The organism is Oscillibacter sp. PC13, assembly GCF_900115635.1.
In the GTDB taxonomy this organism is placed as follows: Bacteria; Bacillota; Clostridia; order Oscillospirales; family Oscillospiraceae; genus Oscillibacter.
Window position 1 is genome coordinate 80,476 of the sequence record NZ_FOXE01000009.1, and the last position, 16,616, is coordinate 97,091.

At 58.8% G+C, this 16,616-nt stretch carries 20 protein-coding genes and 1 other annotated feature; of the genes, 12 read left to right on the forward strand and 8 right to left on the reverse strand.

From position 1 onward, the window contains the following. The first annotated feature begins 21 nt into the window (after positions 1-21). Positions 22-213 carry a DUF951 domain-containing protein gene (locus BMZ81_RS07165; RefSeq protein ID WP_091130298.1) on the forward strand — a complete coding sequence of 64 codons (192 nt, stop codon included), beginning with the start codon at positions 22-24 and terminating at the stop codon, positions 211-213. A 184-nt stretch (positions 214-397) separates the two neighbouring features. On the opposite strand, the gene BMZ81_RS07170 is transcribed toward BMZ81_RS07165, so the two are convergent. Beyond that, on the reverse strand, positions 398-613 hold the full coding sequence (locus BMZ81_RS07170) for a hypothetical protein (RefSeq protein WP_091130300.1): 216 nt from the start codon (positions 611-613) through the stop codon (positions 398-400). Positions 614-624: 11 nt separating this feature from the next. Beyond that, positions 625-1,098 (reverse strand): helix-turn-helix domain-containing protein, encoded by a 474-nt coding sequence (locus tag BMZ81_RS07175; protein WP_091130302.1) that lies wholly within the window; start codon positions 1,096-1,098, stop codon positions 625-627. A gap of 219 nt (positions 1,099-1,317) precedes the next feature. Between BMZ81_RS07175 and BMZ81_RS07180 the strand changes: the two genes are divergently transcribed. The 9 genes from BMZ81_RS07180 (at position 1,318) to BMZ81_RS07215 (ending at position 8,860) form a co-directional block, all read left to right on the forward strand. After that, on the forward strand, positions 1,318-2,340 hold the full coding sequence (locus BMZ81_RS07180) for a sigma-E processing peptidase SpoIIGA (protein WP_242942585.1): 1,023 nt from the start codon (positions 1,318-1,320) through the stop codon (positions 2,338-2,340). Continuing rightward, positions 2,225-2,893, forward strand: a complete 669-nt coding sequence (sigE, locus tag BMZ81_RS07185) for an RNA polymerase sporulation sigma factor SigE (RefSeq protein ID WP_242942589.1) — start codon at positions 2,225-2,227, stop codon at positions 2,891-2,893. Before BMZ81_RS07180 ends, sigE begins: the two co-directional genes overlap by 116 nt. A gap of 50 nt (positions 2,894-2,943) precedes the next feature. Continuing rightward, positions 2,944-3,184 (forward strand) — a binding site (T-box leader). Between the two features lie 36 nt (positions 3,185-3,220). Further along, on the forward strand, positions 3,221-3,745 hold the full coding sequence (locus BMZ81_RS07190) for a YcxB family protein (protein WP_091130306.1): 525 nt from the start codon (positions 3,221-3,223) through the stop codon (positions 3,743-3,745). 36 nt (positions 3,746-3,781) lie between these two features. Beyond that, positions 3,782-6,418: a valine--tRNA ligase gene (locus BMZ81_RS07195; RefSeq protein ID WP_091130309.1), complete on the forward strand. Its 2,637-nt coding sequence runs from the start codon at positions 3,782-3,784 to the stop codon at positions 6,416-6,418. 117 nt (positions 6,419-6,535) lie between these two features. After that, on the forward strand, positions 6,536-6,694 hold the full coding sequence (locus BMZ81_RS14390) for a hypothetical protein (RefSeq protein ID WP_347498057.1): 159 nt from the start codon (positions 6,536-6,538) through the stop codon (positions 6,692-6,694). Further along, positions 6,640-7,095 (forward strand): DUF3795 domain-containing protein, encoded by a 456-nt coding sequence (locus BMZ81_RS07200; RefSeq protein ID WP_347498056.1) that lies wholly within the window; start codon positions 6,640-6,642, stop codon positions 7,093-7,095. The genes BMZ81_RS14390 and BMZ81_RS07200 overlap by 55 nt, the downstream gene beginning before the upstream one ends. A gap of 289 nt (positions 7,096-7,384) precedes the next feature. Then, complete coding sequence (locus BMZ81_RS07205) at positions 7,385-7,690, forward strand: STAS domain-containing protein (protein WP_091130311.1); 306 nt, start codon at positions 7,385-7,387, stop codon at positions 7,688-7,690. A gap of 19 nt (positions 7,691-7,709) precedes the next feature. Beyond that, complete coding sequence (gene spoIIAB, locus BMZ81_RS07210) at positions 7,710-8,159, forward strand: anti-sigma F factor (RefSeq protein ID WP_091130313.1); 450 nt, start codon at positions 7,710-7,712, stop codon at positions 8,157-8,159. Continuing rightward, positions 8,156-8,860 carry a sigma-70 family RNA polymerase sigma factor gene (locus BMZ81_RS07215; protein WP_091130315.1) on the forward strand — a complete coding sequence of 235 codons (705 nt, stop codon included), beginning with the start codon at positions 8,156-8,158 and terminating at the stop codon, positions 8,858-8,860. Before spoIIAB ends, BMZ81_RS07215 begins: the two co-directional genes overlap by 4 nt. Here BMZ81_RS07215 and BMZ81_RS07220 read toward each other — a convergent pair. The 6 genes from BMZ81_RS07220 to BMZ81_RS07240 form a co-directional block, all read right to left on the reverse strand. Beyond that, positions 8,748-9,596 carry a TIGR03915 family putative DNA repair protein gene (locus tag BMZ81_RS07220; RefSeq protein ID WP_242942586.1) on the reverse strand — a complete coding sequence of 283 codons (849 nt, stop codon included), beginning with the start codon at positions 9,594-9,596 and terminating at the stop codon, positions 8,748-8,750. The two genes, BMZ81_RS07215 and BMZ81_RS07220, sit on opposite strands and share 113 nt — an antisense overlap. A gap of 105 nt (positions 9,597-9,701) precedes the next feature. Next, positions 9,702-10,976, reverse strand: coding sequence for a putative DNA modification/repair radical SAM protein (locus tag BMZ81_RS07225; protein WP_091130319.1), 1,275 nt, complete (start codon positions 10,974-10,976; stop codon positions 9,702-9,704). Positions 10,977-10,978: 2 nt separating this feature from the next. After that, the gene (locus tag BMZ81_RS14370; protein ID WP_278308878.1) at positions 10,979-11,104 is read right to left on the reverse strand and encodes a hypothetical protein; all 126 of its coding nucleotides are present in this window, start codon (positions 11,102-11,104) and stop codon (positions 10,979-10,981) included. A gap of 141 nt (positions 11,105-11,245) precedes the next feature. Further along, positions 11,246-12,634 (reverse strand): hypothetical protein, encoded by a 1,389-nt coding sequence (locus tag BMZ81_RS07230; RefSeq protein ID WP_091130322.1) that lies wholly within the window; start codon positions 12,632-12,634, stop codon positions 11,246-11,248. Next, positions 12,627-13,169 carry an RNA polymerase sigma factor gene (locus BMZ81_RS07235; protein WP_091130324.1) on the reverse strand — a complete coding sequence of 181 codons (543 nt, stop codon included), beginning with the start codon at positions 13,167-13,169 and terminating at the stop codon, positions 12,627-12,629. The genes BMZ81_RS07230 and BMZ81_RS07235 overlap by 8 nt, the downstream gene beginning before the upstream one ends. A gap of 212 nt (positions 13,170-13,381) precedes the next feature. Continuing rightward, positions 13,382-14,413, reverse strand: coding sequence for a threonine aldolase family protein (locus BMZ81_RS07240; RefSeq protein ID WP_091130327.1), 1,032 nt, complete (start codon positions 14,411-14,413; stop codon positions 13,382-13,384). A gap of 200 nt (positions 14,414-14,613) precedes the next feature. Between BMZ81_RS07240 and BMZ81_RS07245 the strand changes: the two genes are divergently transcribed. Together BMZ81_RS07245 and BMZ81_RS07250 are read left to right on the forward strand one after the other, a co-directional pair. Continuing rightward, positions 14,614-15,111 carry a DUF4358 domain-containing protein gene (locus tag BMZ81_RS07245; protein ID WP_091130328.1) on the forward strand — a complete coding sequence of 166 codons (498 nt, stop codon included), beginning with the start codon at positions 14,614-14,616 and terminating at the stop codon, positions 15,109-15,111. 75 nt (positions 15,112-15,186) lie between these two features. After that, positions 15,187-16,614: an MBOAT family O-acyltransferase gene (locus BMZ81_RS07250; RefSeq protein ID WP_091130331.1), complete on the forward strand. Its 1,428-nt coding sequence runs from the start codon at positions 15,187-15,189 to the stop codon at positions 16,612-16,614. Positions 16,615-16,616 lie beyond the last annotated feature (2 nt).

Below are 16,616 nucleotides of genomic sequence, written 5' to 3' on the forward strand. Positions count from 1 at the left end.
TGGTTTGACAGGAGGGGTTTGATGGACCTGCATCTGCATGACAAGGTGGAGCTGAAAAAAGCCCATCCCTGCGGCAGCACCCGGTGGGAAATTCTGCGGGTGGGGATGGATATTAAGCTGAAATGCCTGGGCTGCGGACACGAGCTGATGCTGCCCCGCAGCAAGGCGGAAAAGAGCATTCGCAAGATTTTAACAGAGGAGGAACAGGCGTGAACAAAACAACGCGGGCCATCGCATTGCTGCTGGTGGCGGTTATGATTGTGGCCTTTTTGGCCTCCATGGTGCTGCCCTATGTGGGCTGAGCGCGGCATGGAGCAGCCAAAACAGGCCGGGTGAACGGACTAAAAGCAGAAAGAGGCCGCGGAATTCTTGGATTCCGCGGCCTCTTTTCCCTTGCCTATCTGCGGTGGAAGAACCAGGCCAGCCCCAGACAGAGGAGGACGCCGGCACCGTATGGAATGGCCAGAAAAAAAGCGGTGTAGGGCGGAAAGCTGTACCCGGCGTATTGCCCGCCCCACCAGAGATTGACATAGTTGGCAGCCACCACCGCGCAAAGTGTGTGGGACAGCACCAGAGCCAGCGTGAGAAAGAGCGCGGAGAGCTTTGCGTTCATTAAAAAACCTCCTAGTTTCGTTTGCGGAGGAGCAGGAAGGCGCCTGCGGCCAAGAGCATGGTGCAAAGCAGCGCCAAAAGTCCGGAGCCGCTGAGGGTGACGGCGGAGGACGCATCCAGACGTTGGACGGCAGCGGGAGAAAATGCCACAATCCCGCCCCACAGGACCAGCCCGGCGGCACCCAGAAGGCACAGTGCGATTCCAGCAGCCATCCGCCATTTGCCGGACGCTTCCCCAGCCGGAGATGGGGGCGGGGCGGACGTCTCGGGGAAGGGCGGGTTCTCCGGTGTGTTCTCCAGCAGCAGGTAGTCCGTCGTCACGGAGAAAAGGCGGCTGATGGCCACCAGCTTGTCCGCATCCGGCACGGATACCCCAGATTCCCATTTGGACACCGCCTGCCGGGAGACACCCAGCCGCTCGGCCGCCTGTTCCTGGGAGAGGCCGCTTTGTTTTCGGAGCCGATAGATTTTTTCAGACAGCTTCATATTCCTGCCTCCTGGTGAAATCGTAGCAGAATCTTCTGCCTTCTACTATACCGCAGACCTTCCATTTCCGCAACCAACCGTTGCAAGGCCAAATTTCCTCCCGTTTTTGCGACTGGTTTTACGGGGAGCCTGCCCTATAATAAAGTCTGCCGAGACAAACCGCCCCGGGCTTTTTCCGGGGCCGGGACGCGTCTCAAAACGGTCAAAAGGGGGGACGCCATGACAGTCGTCTATGTGGACAGCGTATTTGTGCTGAACGCACTGATGGACTATCTGCTTCTCCTGGCGACTGCGCATCTTGCGGGGGTCCCTCTGCATCGGAGACGGTATCTGCTGGCGGCTCTGCTGGGCGGGGCCTATGCGGTGGCGGTATTTCTGCCGGGCTGCGGGTTTCTGGCGGATACGCCGGTGAAGCTGGCAGCGGGAGTTCTGCTGGCGCTGACGGCCTTTGGCGGAGAGGAAAAGCTTCTGCGGCTGACGCTGCTGCTGTTTGCGGTCTCCTGTGCCATGGCAGGCTGTGTGCTGGCCCTGGGCCTCTTTTCCGGCAGCGGAATTCCGGTGGTAAACGGCATTTTTTATACGGATGTGAACGCCAAAATCCTGCTGATTTCCGCCGCCGCGGCATATGCGCTGTTTCATGTTATTTTTCGGGCTGCCGCCCGGCATGGTCTCCGGGGAGAACTGACGGATGTACGGATTTCTGTGCTTGGCCGGACGGTGGAGCTGACGGCGCTGCTGGACACCGGGAACACTTTGCGGGACCCGGTGACCGGACGGCCTGCTCTGGTGGCCGCGAAGCACGCCGTGGAGACATGCCTTCCGGCGAGGGTCCGGCGGCTGCTGTCCAGCGGCCCGGACTCTCCGGCGGATTTGCTGGGGGACCTGCTGCAGACGGCGCCGGAGCTGCACGCCCAGTTGGTGCCCTATCATGCGGTGGGGGTGCGGGGCGGACTGCTGCTGGCAATCCGCAGTGATTGGACGGAGGTGGCGGGAGAGCGCTACCAGGGACTGCTGGTGGCCCTCTCTCCAACAGAGCTTGGCGATGGATACAGCGCGCTTTGGGGCGGAGACATCAGGACAGGAGGAAGGTATGAGGGAATTCATGGTAAAATGGCGGCAGCTGCTGGTGCGCCTGGGGTTGCTGCCGGGGGAGGGCATCCACTACATCGGAGGCAGCGACACGCTGCCTCCTCCGCTGACCCGGGAGCGGGAAGCAGAGCTGCTGACACGCATGGAGGATGAGGACGCCCGGAAAGAGATCATTGAACATAATCTGCGGCTGGTGGTGTACATTGCCAGGCGGTTTGAGAACACCGGCATCAACATTGAAGATTTGATTTCCATCGGCACCATTGGCCTTATCAAGGCGGTGGGTACGTACCGCGCGGATAAGAACATCAAGCTGGCCACCTACGCCTCCCGTTGCATTGAAAACGAGATTTTAATGTACCTGCGGAAAAATGCCAGCCGGAAAGGGGAGGTCTCCTTCGACGAACCGCTGAACACCGACTGGGACGGCAATGAGCTGCTGCTCTCCGATGTGCTGGGTACAGACGGGGACACGGTGATGCGGCCCATTGAAGAAGATGTGGACCGCTCGCTGCTGCAGGCAGCCATCAACATTCTCTCTCCCCGGGAGAAGGAGATCATCACCCTGCGCTTCGGCCTGAACGGGGGACAGGAGCAGACACAGAAGGAAGTAGCGGATCGGCTCGGTATTTCCCAATCCTATATTTCAAGACTGGAAAAACGCATCATTTCCCGTCTGAAAAAGGAAATTTTACGTCTGAGCTGAGCTTGACAACCGGAAGCGGGTATACTATACTAATCCAGTATCAGTATATTGGAACTGCGAGGATGGGAAGCAGTACCCGCATGGTGGATGCAAAGAGAGGAAACGGTTGGTGAAAGTTTCCGGGAAGCCGGTGGGGAAGTCGTCCCGGAGCACCGGGGCCGAACGGGATGTCACGCCCGAAGTAAGCCGCGGCGGTAATCCCCCGTTACCGGGAAGCGGCCAGCCGGCCGCGCAAGCGCGTGTCTCTGACACGAATCCAGGTGGTACCACGGACAGTCGTTCGCCCTGAGCCGAAAGGCTCAGGGCGTTTTTTGCTGGGGAGGGAAAATGGAGTTTCATTTTGAAACGAACTACAATCAAAAGGGATTCACTGCTATGGCCCGGGCACTGCGGCGGACGATTCGGAGAAAACAAAGCCGGCGAAGCCATCTGTTTGGCTGGTGTGTGGCGGCATTCGGTCTCCTGCTGACCGCTGTCGATAGGATGCTGCAAGAGCCGTGGACATTCCGGAATACACTGACCTGCGGTGTGGTTCTGATACTGTTGGTAACATTGTTTGCAGAGGACAGGATCAACGCATTCTTCGCACGAAGGAGGATGCTCCCTGGCACGGAAACGGCGGCGTGTGTATTCACAGAGGATGGCTATACTTCATCCACAGCGGCGGCAACAACTGAATTTCGTTATGAGGCGGTTCAGCGTATATGCGAGACGGGGGAATATTTTGTTTTCCTGCTTGGGCGGCAGCACGGGCAGATTTATGACAAGGCCACCCTCACAGGCGGGACGGTTGACGAATTTCGTACCTTTATCAGCGAGAAAGCCGGTAAGCCGGTGGAATATATCAAATGAGAACGATTTTGTTCAACAGATAGGAGAATCAGACACATGAAAAAAGAATTGCCCAAGGTGTATGAGCCCCAGCAGGTGGAGGGCCGCATCTATCAGATGTGGGAGGATGCCGGATGTTTCAAGGGCGATCCGGATCCCGAGAAAAAGCCCTTTTCTATTGTCATGCCGCCGCCTAATGTCACGGGCCAGCTCCACATGGGTCACGCTCTGGACTGTACGCTGCAGGATATCCTGACCCGCTTCAAACGGATGGAGGGCTATGCGGCGCTGTGGGTGCCTGGCTGTGACCACGCCGGCATTGCCACCCAGATTAAGGTGGAGGAGGAGCTTCGGGTCAAGGAGGGCAAGACCCGCTACGACCTGGGCCGGGAGAAGTTCCTGGAGCGGGTGTGGCAGTGGAAGGAAAAGTATGGTGACCGCATCGTTTCCCAGCAGAAGAAGATGGGTGTCTCTTGCGACTGGGATCGCTCCCGCTTCACTATGGATGAGGGCTGCTCCAAGGCCGTCCGGGAGACCTTTTGCGATTTGTATGACAAGGGCCTTATTTATAAAGGCAGCCGCATCATCAACTGGTGCCCCCACTGTGTCACCGCCCTCTCCGACGCGGAGGTGGAGTATGTGGACAAGCCGGGCCACCTGTGGCACATCCGCTATCCACTGGCCGACGGATCCGGCGATCTGGTGGTGGCCACCACCCGTCCGGAGACCATGATGGGCGACACCGGCGTGGCAGTGAATCCAGAGGATGAGCGGTTCAAGCACCTGGTGGGCAAGAAATGCATCCTGCCCATCATGAACCGGGAGATTCCCATTGTGGCCGACGACTACGTGGAGCTGGGCTTCGGCACCGGTGCCGTGAAGATGACGCCTGCCCACGACCCCAACGACTTTGAGGTGGGTCTGCGCCATAATCTGGAGGTCATCCGCTGCATCGGGGATGACGGAAAAATCAATGAAAACGGCGGCCCCTACAACGGGATGGATCGTTACGAGTGCCGCAAGCAGATTGTTAAGGATCTGGAGGAGCAGGGGTATCTGGTGAAGACCGAACCTTACAATCACAACGTGGGCACGTGCTACCGCTGCCACAACGACGTGGAGCCGCTGATTTCTGCCCAGTGGTTTGTGAAGATGGAGCCTCTGGCAAAAGAGGCGCTGCGGGTGGTAAAGGACGGCGAAGTGAAGTTCGTCCCCGAGCGCTTCTCCAAAACCTATACGAACTGGATGGAGAACGTCCATGACTGGTGCATTTCCCGCCAGTTGTGGTGGGGACACCAGATTCCCGCCTGGTACTGCGACGAGTGCGGCCACATCAACGTCTCCCGGGAGGATCCGACAAAGTGTGAAGCGTGCGGCTGCACCCATTTGACCCGGGACCCCGACGTGCTGGATACCTGGTTCTCCTCCGCCCTGTGGCCCTTCTCCACGCTGGGTTGGCCGGAAAAGACCGAGGATCTCTCCTATTGGTATCCCACCTCCGTCATGGTCACCGGCTACGACATCATCTTCTTCTGGGTGGCCCGGATGATCTTCTCCGGCTGCGAGCAGATGAAGAAGATCCCCTTCCACACCGTGCTGATCCACGGCCTGGTACGGGACGACAAGGGCCGTAAGATGTCCAAGTCCCTGGGCAACGGCATCGACCCGCTGGAGATGGCGGAGCAGTACGGCGCGGACGCCCTGCGCTTCAACCTGATCACCGGCAACAGCCCCGGAAACGACACCCGGTTCTATACGGAAAAGTGCGAGGCCATGCGGAACTTCGCCAATAAAATCTGGAATGCCAGCCGCTTTGTGATGATGAACCTCACCATTGACCAATGCGCCCTGCCCGCGGCGGAAGCGCTGGAGCAGGAGGACAAGTGGGTGCTCTCCAAGCTGAACACTCTGGTGAAGGAAGTCACCGAGAACCTGGACAGCTACGAAATCGGCGTGGCCTCTGCCAAGGTCTACGACTTCATCTGGGACACCTACTGTGACTGGTATATCGAACTGACCAAGACCCGCCTGAACGGCGAGGACGAGGCGGCAAAGCTGACGGCGCAGAACGTGCTGTGCTATGTGCTGACGGAGCTTTTGAAGCTGCTGCATCCCTTCATGCCTTTCATTACGGAGGAGATTTTCCAGGCACTGCCCCATACCGGCGACTTCATCATGACTTCCCGGTGGCCGGAGTACAGCGACGCGCTGCACTTCCCGGAGGAAGAGGCGGCCATGGAGGCTGTGATGGACACCATCAAGGCCATCCGTGCCCGCCGGGCGGAGATGAATGTGCCTCCTTCCAAGAAGGCGGAGGTGCTGCTGGTGACCCAGACACCGGAGATTTATGCCCAGGGCCTCCATTTCATCCAGCGCCTGGCCTATGCGACCCAGGTGACCTTTGCCGAGGCTGCCCCGGCAGATGTCAGCGGGCAGGTGACGGTGGTCACCCACAACGCCACGGCATTCCTGCCCCTGGCGGAGCTGGTGGACATCAAGGAGGAACTGGAGCGCATCGCCAAGGAGAAGGAGAAGGCGGAGAATGGACTGCGCATCACCGAGGGCAAGCTGAAAAACGAAAAATTCGTGGCCAATGCCCCGGAGGCAGTGGTCAACGCCGAGCGGGAAAAGGCTGCCAAGTACCGGGAGCTGATTGCTAAACTGGAGGAATCCGCAAAGGCCATGCAGGCGTAAGGGAAGAGACAACAGAGCAGCGCCCCCGTATGTTCGGGGGCGCTGCTGATAAGGCATGCCGGTTACAGCTGCCGGCCAGATGCGGCAGCACTGGCCCTGGAAAAGGAGGGAACTGAAATGCGGGGATTTGTCCGAAAGGATTTGCTGGCTTCCCTTTGCGGGCTGAACTGCGCGCTTTGCCCCATGCAGCTGGATGCATATTGTCCCGGCTGCGGCGGGGGGTGGGGAACCAGTCCTGCGCCACGGCCAGATGCAGCCTGGAGCACGGAGGCGTAGAGTACTGTGTCCAGTGTGCGGAATATCCATGCGGACAGTATAAACAGGAGGATGCGTTTGACAGCCTCCTCACACACCGGAACCGACGGCGGGATCTGGAGCGCATAATGGCAATGGGAGCGACCGGCTACCAGCAGGAGCTTTTGGAAAAGCGGAAGATTCTCCAATGGCTGCTGGAACGCTGGAATGATGGCCGGCACAAGGGATTTTTCTGCCTGGCGGTGAATCTGCTGCCTTTGGAGACCGTCAGGAGTGTGGCAGGGAAGCTGGAGCGGGAAGCCGGCCAAGACCTTCCGGAAAGGGAAAAAGCCATCCGGGCAGCGGCGCTGCTTCAGGCGGAGGCCGACAGGCAGGGCATTTGCCTGAAGTTGCGGAGGAAGCAGGGAAAAAAGAAAAATTAAATGAATTTGGAATTTTATCCGAGTTAGATTCCTTTCGACAGAAAGTAAAAACAGGACATGCTATCATCACCGTAAGGCAAATTGCCTTACGGTGATTTTTTCATAGCTTTGCTGCACAAGGTCATCAAAAACCGCCTACAGCTTAAGATTCCAAGCACTCACCCACAGAATGGGCGGATGCGTGAAAAATTACTGCAGGCGATTTTCCGCTGTGCTGCGATAAAAAATTAAATTTTTTTATAGTTTGAGGCCGATTTCCGGCCAATTTTCTACAAAAGAGGCGAAACAGATGGAGATGCAAGCAAAAAGTGCAGATCGGAATTTACTACTGGAGTTCAGCGGAGAGCTGGATCATCATGGCGCTCGGGATGCCATCCGGGAAGTAGAGCGGGCCATTGACGCGGCGCTTCCCAAAAAGCTGGTGCTGGATCTGGGGGGCGTGACTTTTATGGACAGCTCCGGCATTGCACTGCTCCTGCGAGCGCAGCAACGGATGCAACTCGTGGATGGCAGCCTGCTGGTATGCAATGTGCCGCAGCAGGCAAAAAGAGTTTTGGACGCCGCCGGCATCAGCCGGCTGGTGACGATTCGGTAAAAGGGAGGCGTACTACATAATGAAAACCAAAGCATCCAACGAATTTGTGCTGGAATTTCCAAGCCGCAGCAGCAATGAGGGGTTTGCCAGAGCGGCTGTGGCCTGCTTTGCGGCCCAGATGGACCCCACGCTCAATGAACTGGAGGACATCAAAACCGCAGTCAGCGAGGCAGTGACCAATGCCATTGTCCATGCGTATCCGGACATCATTGGCAAGGTGCAGGTCAAGGCCCGCATATTACCGGAACATATTCTGGAAGTTACAGTACGGGATTACGGCCGTGGGATTCCGGATATTGAAAAAGCCAGACAGCCCATGTATACCACCGGCGGCGAGGAGCGCAGTGGCATGGGCTTTACCATTATGGAGAGCTTCATGGATAAGCTTTCCGTTCGATCCGTACCAGGCCGGGGGACCACGGTGGCCATGAAAAAGAAGCTGGCTCCCCGCGTCAAATCCATCAGATGAATGCCACGTTAGAACTGCTGCGGGCAGCCCAGGAGGGGGACCGGAATGCCTGTGAGCAGGCTGTAATTGAAAACAACGGACTGATCTGGAGCGTGGTACGGCGGTATTATGGCCGCGGTGTGGATCCGGATGACCTATACCAGCTGGGGTGCCTTGGCTTTTTAAAGGCCGTGCAAGGGTTTGATTTTGGCTATGGCACTTGCTTTTCTACCTATGCCGTACCGAAAATTGCTGGGGAAATCCGTCGCTTTCTGCGAGATGATGGAGCTGTAAAAGTTGGACGCAGCATACGGGAGCAAGCACAAACACTTTACAGCATGAGAGAACGTATGCGCCAACAGCTGGGCCGGGAACCGGCCCTTTCGGAGTTGGCTGAAGAATCTGGCTGGACGCCGGAAGAGATTGCCCAGATCGAGCTTGCCACGGATACGCCGGAGTCCCTTCAGCAGGAGACGGGAGACGGGCTGACCTTGGAGGGGATGTTGGGCACCGAGGCACCGGAGGAGGGCATGGTGGAGCGGATTGCGCTGCGGGAGTCTGTGGACCAGTTGCCGGAAAAGGAGCGGATGACGATTTTGCTGCGATACTTCAAGGGGCTGACTCAGGAGCAGACGGCACGGATTCTGGGAGTGTCCCAGGTGCAGGTATCCCGACTGGAGCGCCGCGGTCTGAAACGGCTGCGGGAGAGCTTTGAGCGGTGAAATACGCATCTCCTTGGAATTCCGTCATGGTGCCCCAGTAGCGCTTGGGCATCTGCGTCTGCCGGCATTTTGGATTGTACCGCTCCTTGATGGCAATGGTGTCGTAAAACCGCTTCCACAGCAGCCGGTAATGGGCCTCGGTCTCGTCCGGAGGCGCCATCTGGAAATCCTCCAGCGGGCGGATGACCGCCTTACCGGCGGCGTAGAACAGCGCCTCTTTGTGTGTGCGGTCGTAGAGGAAGAACGTCTCCCCCTGGTATCGGGCGCAGAAGTGACTGCGCAGAATGGGCAAAACCCGGTTTTTCGGCGCAATCTCGCCGCCCAAAACGCCGCCCAACTCGGAAAAGCGGACAAATCCCTTCAAGAGATGCGCCTCTCCGTTGAGGTGGTGGACAGCACGGAGAACCGGGTACAGCGTTTCGTCAGAGGCGTTCCGCAGGAAGCCGGGGCCATCCCGCAGCAGCTTCACCACCAGGCGGTACAGGTACAACTCCTTTTCCGGCAGGCAGGTGAGAAAGCCCCGGCGCAAAAGATCCGCAGCGTCATGGGAGAGCATCGCCACCTTCCGGAATACCCGGCGGGCGTGCCTGGAATCGGTGGGGATGGTGCGGCAGGCGAACAGCGTGGGCTGCAGGTCCTCGTCGCAGTAAATTGCGGTGAGGACTTCCCGATTGGCATAGCTGTCGAAAATACAGCAGAGCAGACCGTCAAAGCTGCCGTCGTAGTAATAAATCATTTCTGTTTGCATGGCATATCAGATGTCGGGCGCGGCCGCAGGAGCCGCACGGTTGAGAAAGGAATTCGCCGTTTTTTATATAAAAAATAGAGCAGCGGAAGGGCGCTATGCAGTTCCGGCGGAATCGAACAAAGACAGCTGTTCCAGTTCGGGCTGGGGCAGCAGAGGCCGCTCTGCCGCCACCAGACTCCGAAGAAGGCTGTCAGGGGTGAAGCGCAGGCCGTCCGTCATCTTGTGGTCGGCAGTCAGAAAGTACTGGGCCCGTTTCATCACAACCCCAAGCCGCCTCAGGTGGTCGATTTGCAGCCGGCCGGCCCGGCGGGCAGAGAGAATGCGCCGGGCGGAGGTGACTCCTACACCTGGAATCCGCAGCAGCGTTTCATAATCCGCTGTGTTGACCTCCACGGGGAAAAAGTCCAGGTGACTGAGCGCCCAACTGCACTTGGGATCCACCTGGGGATTGAAATCCTGATGTTCTTCGTCCAGCAGCTCCTCCGCCCGAAAGCCATAAAACCGCAGCAGCCAGTCCGCCTGGTAGAGGCGATGTTCCCGCAGCAGGGGGGGCTTTACCTCTTTGGAAGGCAATAAGGCGTGCTCTACCACCGGCACATAAGCGGAGTAGAACACGCGTTTGAGCCGGTACCGGTCATACAGTCCCTGGGTCAGCCGGAGAATGTGAAAGTCGGAGTCCGCTGTAGCGCCCACAATGAGTTGGGTGCTCTGTCCGGTCGGGGCAAATTTGGGAGCGTGGCGGTATTTCACCAGTTCTTCCTTACTCTGCTGGTTTCGGGTTTGAATCTGTTTCATGGGCGCCAGAATGGCGCCCTTTGTTTTGTCCGGCGCCAGAGTTTTCAGCCCCATCTCCGACGGCAGCTCGATGTTCACGCTGAGCCGGTCTGCCAGAAAACCCAGCTGTTCCACCAGATCAGGCGATGTGCCGGGAATGGCCTTGGCGTGGATGTAGCCGTTGAAGCGGTAAGTTTCCCGCAGCAGGCGCAGGGCACGGATCATCAGCTCGGTGGTATAGTCCGGGCTGCGGAACACCCCAGAGGAGAGAAACAGCCCCTCGATATAATTCCGGCGGTAAAATTGAATGGTGAGATCCGCCAGCTCCTCCGGCGTAAAAGCAGCCCGGCGGGTATCGTTGCTGCGGCGGTTGACACAGTACTTGCAGTCGTACACGCAGTTGTTGGTCAGCAGTACTTTGAGGAGGGTCACGCACCGTCCGTCAGCGGAGAAGGAGTGGCAGCAGCCCGCCACGGAAGATGAAGTGTTGCCCAGATACCCCTTTTTCGGCCCGCGGCTTCCGCCGCTGGAGGTGCAGGCCGCGTCGTATTTGGCGGCATCTGTCAGAATGGTCAGCTTCTCCAGGACGTCCATGGTCACCGGGCCGCGCGGCGGCCGCTGCGCCGGGTGGGGCGCTCAATGGCGTCGATGACCCGGAAGAGCTGGGCGGTCAGAAACACTACGCCCACCAGCACAAAAAAGAATGTCCAGCCTGTCATCATGAGAAGTTCCTCCTTATTCGAACTTTTGTTCTATTTACATTTTAACTCGAACAAACGTTCTTGTCAAGCAATAATCGAACAAAATTTCGAATGTTGCGGTAGAAAAATCCCCGCCCTTTTGAAAAAGGACGGGGAAGGAGATCACGGGTCGATTTGGAAGGGCTCCAGCGAGCAGACGGAGTCCGCCCAGGCACGGCGGCTGGCGGCATTGGACAGAAGAGTCCAGGGATAGAAGGATTTGTAGAGCTGCTGCTCATAGTAGATGCTGCTGTGCATGCCGAACCAGTCTTCACGAAGGTCCGTGGTAAAGGCGGCCCAGCCCTGTCGGTCTGCGGTGTGGAAGGGGAAGCTGAAGGCAGCCTGACAGGAGTACTGGGTGCTCCCGAAATAGGTGAGCTCCTCCGCCAGCTCCAAGGGAAGGTCCGCCGCCATGGCGGTCCCGTCGGAGGTCCACCGGAGCTGCCCGGTGATGTCCCGGGGCCGCTGCTCGTCGGAGTTGGTGTAGACGGTGATCTGATTCTGCCAGACTGTTCGGGGCGTTTCCTCCGGCAGGGAGAAGAAGTGGTAGGTGCGGATGGTGCGCTCCGCCAGACGCACATAAACGGTAGTAAAGGTCACTTCAAAGGGAACGTTCGCCTGATTCGGGTGCTCCGAGGGGGTGTAGGCCTCAAAGCAGCAGGCGTCGGCTTCGGCCAGGGATTCCAGTTCCGTCTCCGGCAGCTGCCCCAGCTGTTCAGCCGGGAAACCCAGCGCCGCCAGGCGGGTCCGGATGTCGGCAGTCTCCGCAGATTCGGAGGTCTGTTCGATGGGCGCTCCGTCAATGGCAAGATGGTTGGAGACAAGGCTGGCCAGCAGCACCAGCGCCAGCAGGGAGGCAAAGAACAGACGCCGCAGCTGCCTGGCTCCGGTGCGCACCGGGGCAGCCCGGACGGTGTAGCCCCAGTCCTCCAGTTCCGCCGCGGCCGCCAGCAGGGCCTTGACGATGCGGCAGAAGGCGTAGACCATGACGGCGAACACCCCAAAGCCCGGCTGGGGCCAGAAGAGGGCCAGAGCCATCAGCACCAGATACCACAGGCAGGCCCACAGAGCGGGGTCCCGTTTGGGCGTTTGGGCAATGGAGGATGCGGCCTGCCGCAGCCCCTGGCGAAGGAAGAGAAAGAGGAAAAAGGTCAGCACGCTGCTCAGAACAGGAAGCGCCGCGGACCATTTTCCGGAAAAGGGCGTGGCCAGCAGGATTAAATTACAATAAAGTAAAATCGCTTTACAAGCTGAGATCATCCAAGCTGCGCGGAACCAGCGGTTGGTTCTCCGCAGGGTGCGGAAGCCCAGATACAGCTCCACGGCGCCAACGGCGGGCAGCACATACTGCAGATACCAGAAGCTCAGTGTAAAGCAGGTGAGGCACAGGCCCAGGACGATGCGGCGCACGGCGTCCCGCCAGGGAGTCACGGCCCGGAGCGTCTGCTCCGGCGGCGTCAGATCGGTCATGGAATCCGCAAGTTCCAGGTCAAAAGCGTCCCATTCAGGCATCCTTGTCACCTCCCAGCTCCTGCCGCAGCTGTTGGCGCAGCCGGTACAGCCGGCCCTCTGCGGCGCGTTCGGTCAGGCCCATCTCCGCGGCAATCTGGGAGATGGACTGCAGGTAGTAGTATTTCCGATAGAACAGCTGACGGTCCCGCTCACCAAGGCGGCCAAGAGCGGCTTTCAGCCGTTCCGCCCGCTCCCGGCGGAGGAGCTCCGCCTCTGGTGTGTTCTGGTGGGCCGGTTCGACAGCAGGCTCCGTCAGGTGGGCCTCCCGCCGCTGGCGGGCCTTCCAGTGATTCAAAGCGGTGTTCCGGGCTGCGGCGGTGAGATAGGCCGTCAAAGCACCCCGGCCGGCGTCATAGCCGTCCAGTTTCTGCCACAGGGAGAGGGAGACCTCTGAAAAACAGTCCTCCGCGTCCTGGGGATCCCGGAGGATGCCGCCGATGACATAACGCAGCAGGGGACCGTATTTGGCCAGCAGCGCCTCCATCCCGTCGGCGGGGGCGGATTGCAGCTGTTCCAGCAGCTCCGCGTCGCTCATGGGCACGCTCCTCCTTCCTGAAAGCTGATTCTACTCTATCATACAACTGCCGGCGGGAAAACCCACAAAAAAATTCCCACGGCATCTTTGCCGCGGGAATTTCAGAAAGAGAAGAGCGCCGCCGCGGCGCTGGTGACACGGCTGTCCGGCCGCCGCCGGCAAAAGTTCTCTCAATGGTGCTGTTGGTTATATGAAGAATATTTTCCAGATGCTTATTGACAGGATGCAAGGTCTTTTAAAAATGCCTCCACCGCCGCCTCCGGTGTGGCCCAGCTGGTGACCAGGCGGATGCAGGTGTGGGAATCGTCCACCGGGCGGTCAATCTCAAACGCATAGCCCTTGGCCTCCAGATGTTCGACCACACTGTTTGGCAGCACCGGGAACTGCTGGTTGGTGGAGGATTCCACCGGGAAGGGATACCCCAGGGCGGCTATGCCGTCCCGGAGCCGGAGGGCCAGCTGGTTGGCGTGGCGGGCCAACTCGAAGTAGAGGCCGTCCGTAAGCAATGCCTGGAATTGGAGTCCCAGGAGCCGCCCCTTGGCCAGGATGGCGCCCCGCTGCTTCATATGCCAGCGGAAGTGGCTGCGGGGGACGGCGCCGTTGATGACCAGTGCCTCGCCGAACAGGGCGCCGTTTTTCGTACCGCCGAGATAAAAAACGTCTGTCAGTGCCGCCAGGTCCGGAAGGGACAGGCCGTTCCCCTCCGCCGTCAGGGCGGAACCCAGCCGGGCGCCGTCCAGGAAGAGGTACAGCCCATGGGCGTCGCAGCAGCAGCGCAGGGCCGTCAGTTCCGCCTTTGTGTAAATGGTGCCGATCTCCGTGGTGTCGGAGACATACACCAGCCGGGGGGACACCATGTGCTCCGAGCCGTTGTGCCCCGCCAGCACGGATTCCACCAGTGCGGGGGTCAGCTTGCCGTCCGGGGTGTCCACGGTGCAGACCTTGTGGCCGGTGGCCTCAATGGCGCCGGTCTCGTGGACGCTGACATGGCCGGTGGAGGCGGCAATCACCGCCTCATAGGACTGGAGGAGGGCATCCACCGTCACTAGATTTGCCTGGGTGCCGCCCACCAGAAAGTGGATGTCCGCATCGGGGGCACGGCAGAGCCGGCGAATCAAATCCGCCGCTGTCTGGCAGCGTGGGTCCAGGCCATAGCCGCAGGTCTGTTCCAAATTGGTGTCGATGAGGGCCTGGAGAACCCTGGGATGGGCGCCTTCACTGTAGTCATTGCGAAAACTGTACATAAAAATGGTCTCTCTTTCCAAACTGTAACAATTTTGATGTTGAAATCATACCGCGGTTCAGGTATAAATGCAAGTGCGGCAATTTAGCGAAAACCGTTCCATAAATTTGAAAAAATTGTGAATACTAGGGAAAGACGGGAACTTTTCAAAAGCGGAAGCGTCTGTATCCCTGCACAACAAGTAAAAATAAGGAGAATGACATGAGAAGAAGTTTGGCAATGGCACTGGCCCTGCTGCTGGTGAGTCTGCTGGCAGCCTGCGGCGGTGAGAAAACAACGGAAACCAAAGATGTGGATTTGACAGAATTCTACTCCGGCCTTGAGACGGAGTACGGCTGGGGCGATGGCTACATGGCCGATATTGAGGGCGAGCTGCTGGAGAACTACTATCCCGGCCTCAGCGACATTTCCACCGTACAGCTGATCGCAAGGGCACCTATGATGAGTGCCGTGGTGAACGAGGTGGTCTTGCTGCAGTGCGAGACGGAGGAGGATGCGGCCAAGGCCGCCGCCATTTTGCAGGAGCGCATCGACTATCAGGTGGGTGACGAGACCAACCCCGGCGGGGCCTGGTATCCCGAGTCCATCGAGTCCTGGAAAAAGGCCCAGGTGATTCAGCAGGGCACCTATGTGGCGCTGCTTGCCTCGGCGGAGCACCAGGAGGAGATGGCAAAGGCCTATAACGATCTGTTTGCGTAACATGCGCAGAAAGAGACGGGTCAGCCGCGGCACCGCTGCGGCTGACCTTTTAAACGGACGGGGGGAGGAGCACACTTGGTTTTCAGCAGCCTGACATTTTTGTTTGCGTTTCTGCCGCTGACCCTTGCGGTGTATGTTCTGACGCCGCTGCGGTGGCGGAATTTCGTGCTGCTCATGGTCAGCCTGGTGTTTTACGGCTGGGGGGAGCCGGTGTATATCACTATCATGTTCGTCTCCATCCTCATCGACTACACCCATGGCCTGTTGGTGGAAAAGTACCGGGCGGATGACCGGAAGGCCCGGTGGTTTGTGGGGCAGAGCGTCGTATTCAACCTGCTGCTTCTGGGCTTTTTCAAGTACGGCACCTTTTTTGCGGAAAACCTGTACCTGCTCACCGGGATTCAGCTCCCCCAGAGCGTGAGCATCGGCGGCGTCACCATGCCGCTTCTGGGGATTCCGCTGCCCATTGGTATTTCCTTTTTCACCTTTCAGACCATGAGCTATACCATCGACGTCTACCGCCGGGATGCGCCGGTACAGCGGAACATTGTGAACTTCGGCGCCTTTGTCACCATGTTTCCCCAGCTGATTGCCGGACCCATTGTGAAGTACAAGACGGTGGCGGCGGAGCTGAACCACCGAATCCACACGGCGGAGGGATTTGCACTGGGGGCCCGCAGGTTCTGTGCGGGCCTTGCCAAGAAGGTGTTGCTGGCCAATGCCGTCGGCGCCCTGTGGGAGGAGTGCCTGGCTGCCCAGAGCGCCGGCACGCTGACGGTGGTGGGAGGCTGGACGGGCCTTTTCGCCTTCGGCTTCCAGATTTACTTTGACTTCTCCGGGTACTCCGATATGGCCATCGGACTTGGACAAATGTTCGGCTTCCGCTTTCCGGAAAACTTCGACTATCCTTATCTTGCATCCTCGGTGACGGAGTTCTGGCGGCGGTGGCACATGTCCCTGACCTCCTGGTTCCGGGAGTATCTGTATATTCCCCTTGGGGGCAACCGGGGCGGCACCGTGCGGACGCTGCGGAATATTCTGATTGTCTGGTTCTGTACCGGCTTCTGGCACGGGGCCAGCTGGAACTTTGTGCTGTGGGGACTGTATTTTGCCCTCTGGCTGATTCTGGAGAAATACGTGTTCCGGGGATTGCTGGAACGGACCCCCGGGTGGGTGAAGCACGTCTATACGATTCTGGTGGTGTTTGTGGGCTGGGGCATCTTTGCCATGGAGGATTTGGGCGTGTGCGGAGCGTATCTCGCCCGCTGCTTCGGTGCCGCGCGGCTGTGGAGCATGGCGGATGGCTTCCGCCTTAGGAGCTATGCCCTGACCTTTGCGGCGCTGATTCTCGCCTCCACAACGATTGGCCGGGACGGCTGGGCAAAACTTTCGGAGCGGGCACAGAGAATTTTGACGCCGGTTCTGATGGCGCTGACACTGGTGCTCTGCACGGCCTATCTGGTGGACGGCAGCTACAACCCGTTTTTGTATTTCCGGTTTTAAGG

Excerpts from the sequence above, each read along its gene's own strand:
- BMZ81_RS07165 (WP_091130298.1), top strand. The coding sequence starts at position 22 with ATGGACCTGCATCTGCATGACAAGGTGGAGCTGAAAAAAGCCCATCCC.
- BMZ81_RS07170 (WP_091130300.1), bottom strand. The coding sequence starts at position 613 with ATGAACGCAAAGCTCTCCGCGCTCTTTCTCACGCTGGCTCTGGTGCTG.
- BMZ81_RS07175 (WP_091130302.1), bottom strand. The coding sequence starts at position 1,098 with ATGAAGCTGTCTGAAAAAATCTATCGGCTCCGAAAACAAAGCGGCCTC.
- BMZ81_RS07180 (WP_242942585.1), top strand. The coding sequence starts at position 1,318 with ATGACAGTCGTCTATGTGGACAGCGTATTTGTGCTGAACGCACTGATG.
- BMZ81_RS07190 (WP_091130306.1), top strand. The coding sequence starts at position 3,221 with ATGGAGTTTCATTTTGAAACGAACTACAATCAAAAGGGATTCACTGCT.
- BMZ81_RS07195 (WP_091130309.1), top strand. The coding sequence starts at position 3,782 with ATGAAAAAAGAATTGCCCAAGGTGTATGAGCCCCAGCAGGTGGAGGGC.
- BMZ81_RS14390 (WP_347498057.1), top strand. The coding sequence starts at position 6,536 with ATGCGGGGATTTGTCCGAAAGGATTTGCTGGCTTCCCTTTGCGGGCTG.
- BMZ81_RS07205 (WP_091130311.1), top strand. The coding sequence starts at position 7,385 with ATGGAGATGCAAGCAAAAAGTGCAGATCGGAATTTACTACTGGAGTTC.
- spoIIAB (WP_091130313.1), top strand. The coding sequence starts at position 7,710 with ATGAAAACCAAAGCATCCAACGAATTTGTGCTGGAATTTCCAAGCCGC.
- BMZ81_RS07215 (WP_091130315.1), top strand. The coding sequence starts at position 8,156 with ATGAATGCCACGTTAGAACTGCTGCGGGCAGCCCAGGAGGGGGACCGG.
- BMZ81_RS07220 (WP_242942586.1), bottom strand. The coding sequence starts at position 9,596 with ATGATTTATTACTACGACGGCAGCTTTGACGGTCTGCTCTGCTGTATT.
- BMZ81_RS07225 (WP_091130319.1), bottom strand. The coding sequence starts at position 10,976 with ATGGACGTCCTGGAGAAGCTGACCATTCTGACAGATGCCGCCAAATAC.
- BMZ81_RS14370 (WP_278308878.1), bottom strand. The coding sequence starts at position 11,104 with ATGATGACAGGCTGGACATTCTTTTTTGTGCTGGTGGGCGTAGTGTTT.
- BMZ81_RS07230 (WP_091130322.1), bottom strand. The coding sequence starts at position 12,634 with ATGCCTGAATGGGACGCTTTTGACCTGGAACTTGCGGATTCCATGACC.
- BMZ81_RS07235 (WP_091130324.1), bottom strand. The coding sequence starts at position 13,169 with ATGAGCGACGCGGAGCTGCTGGAACAGCTGCAATCCGCCCCCGCCGAC.
- BMZ81_RS07240 (WP_091130327.1), bottom strand. The coding sequence starts at position 14,413 with ATGTACAGTTTTCGCAATGACTACAGTGAAGGCGCCCATCCCAGGGTT.
- BMZ81_RS07245 (WP_091130328.1), top strand. The coding sequence starts at position 14,614 with ATGAGAAGAAGTTTGGCAATGGCACTGGCCCTGCTGCTGGTGAGTCTG.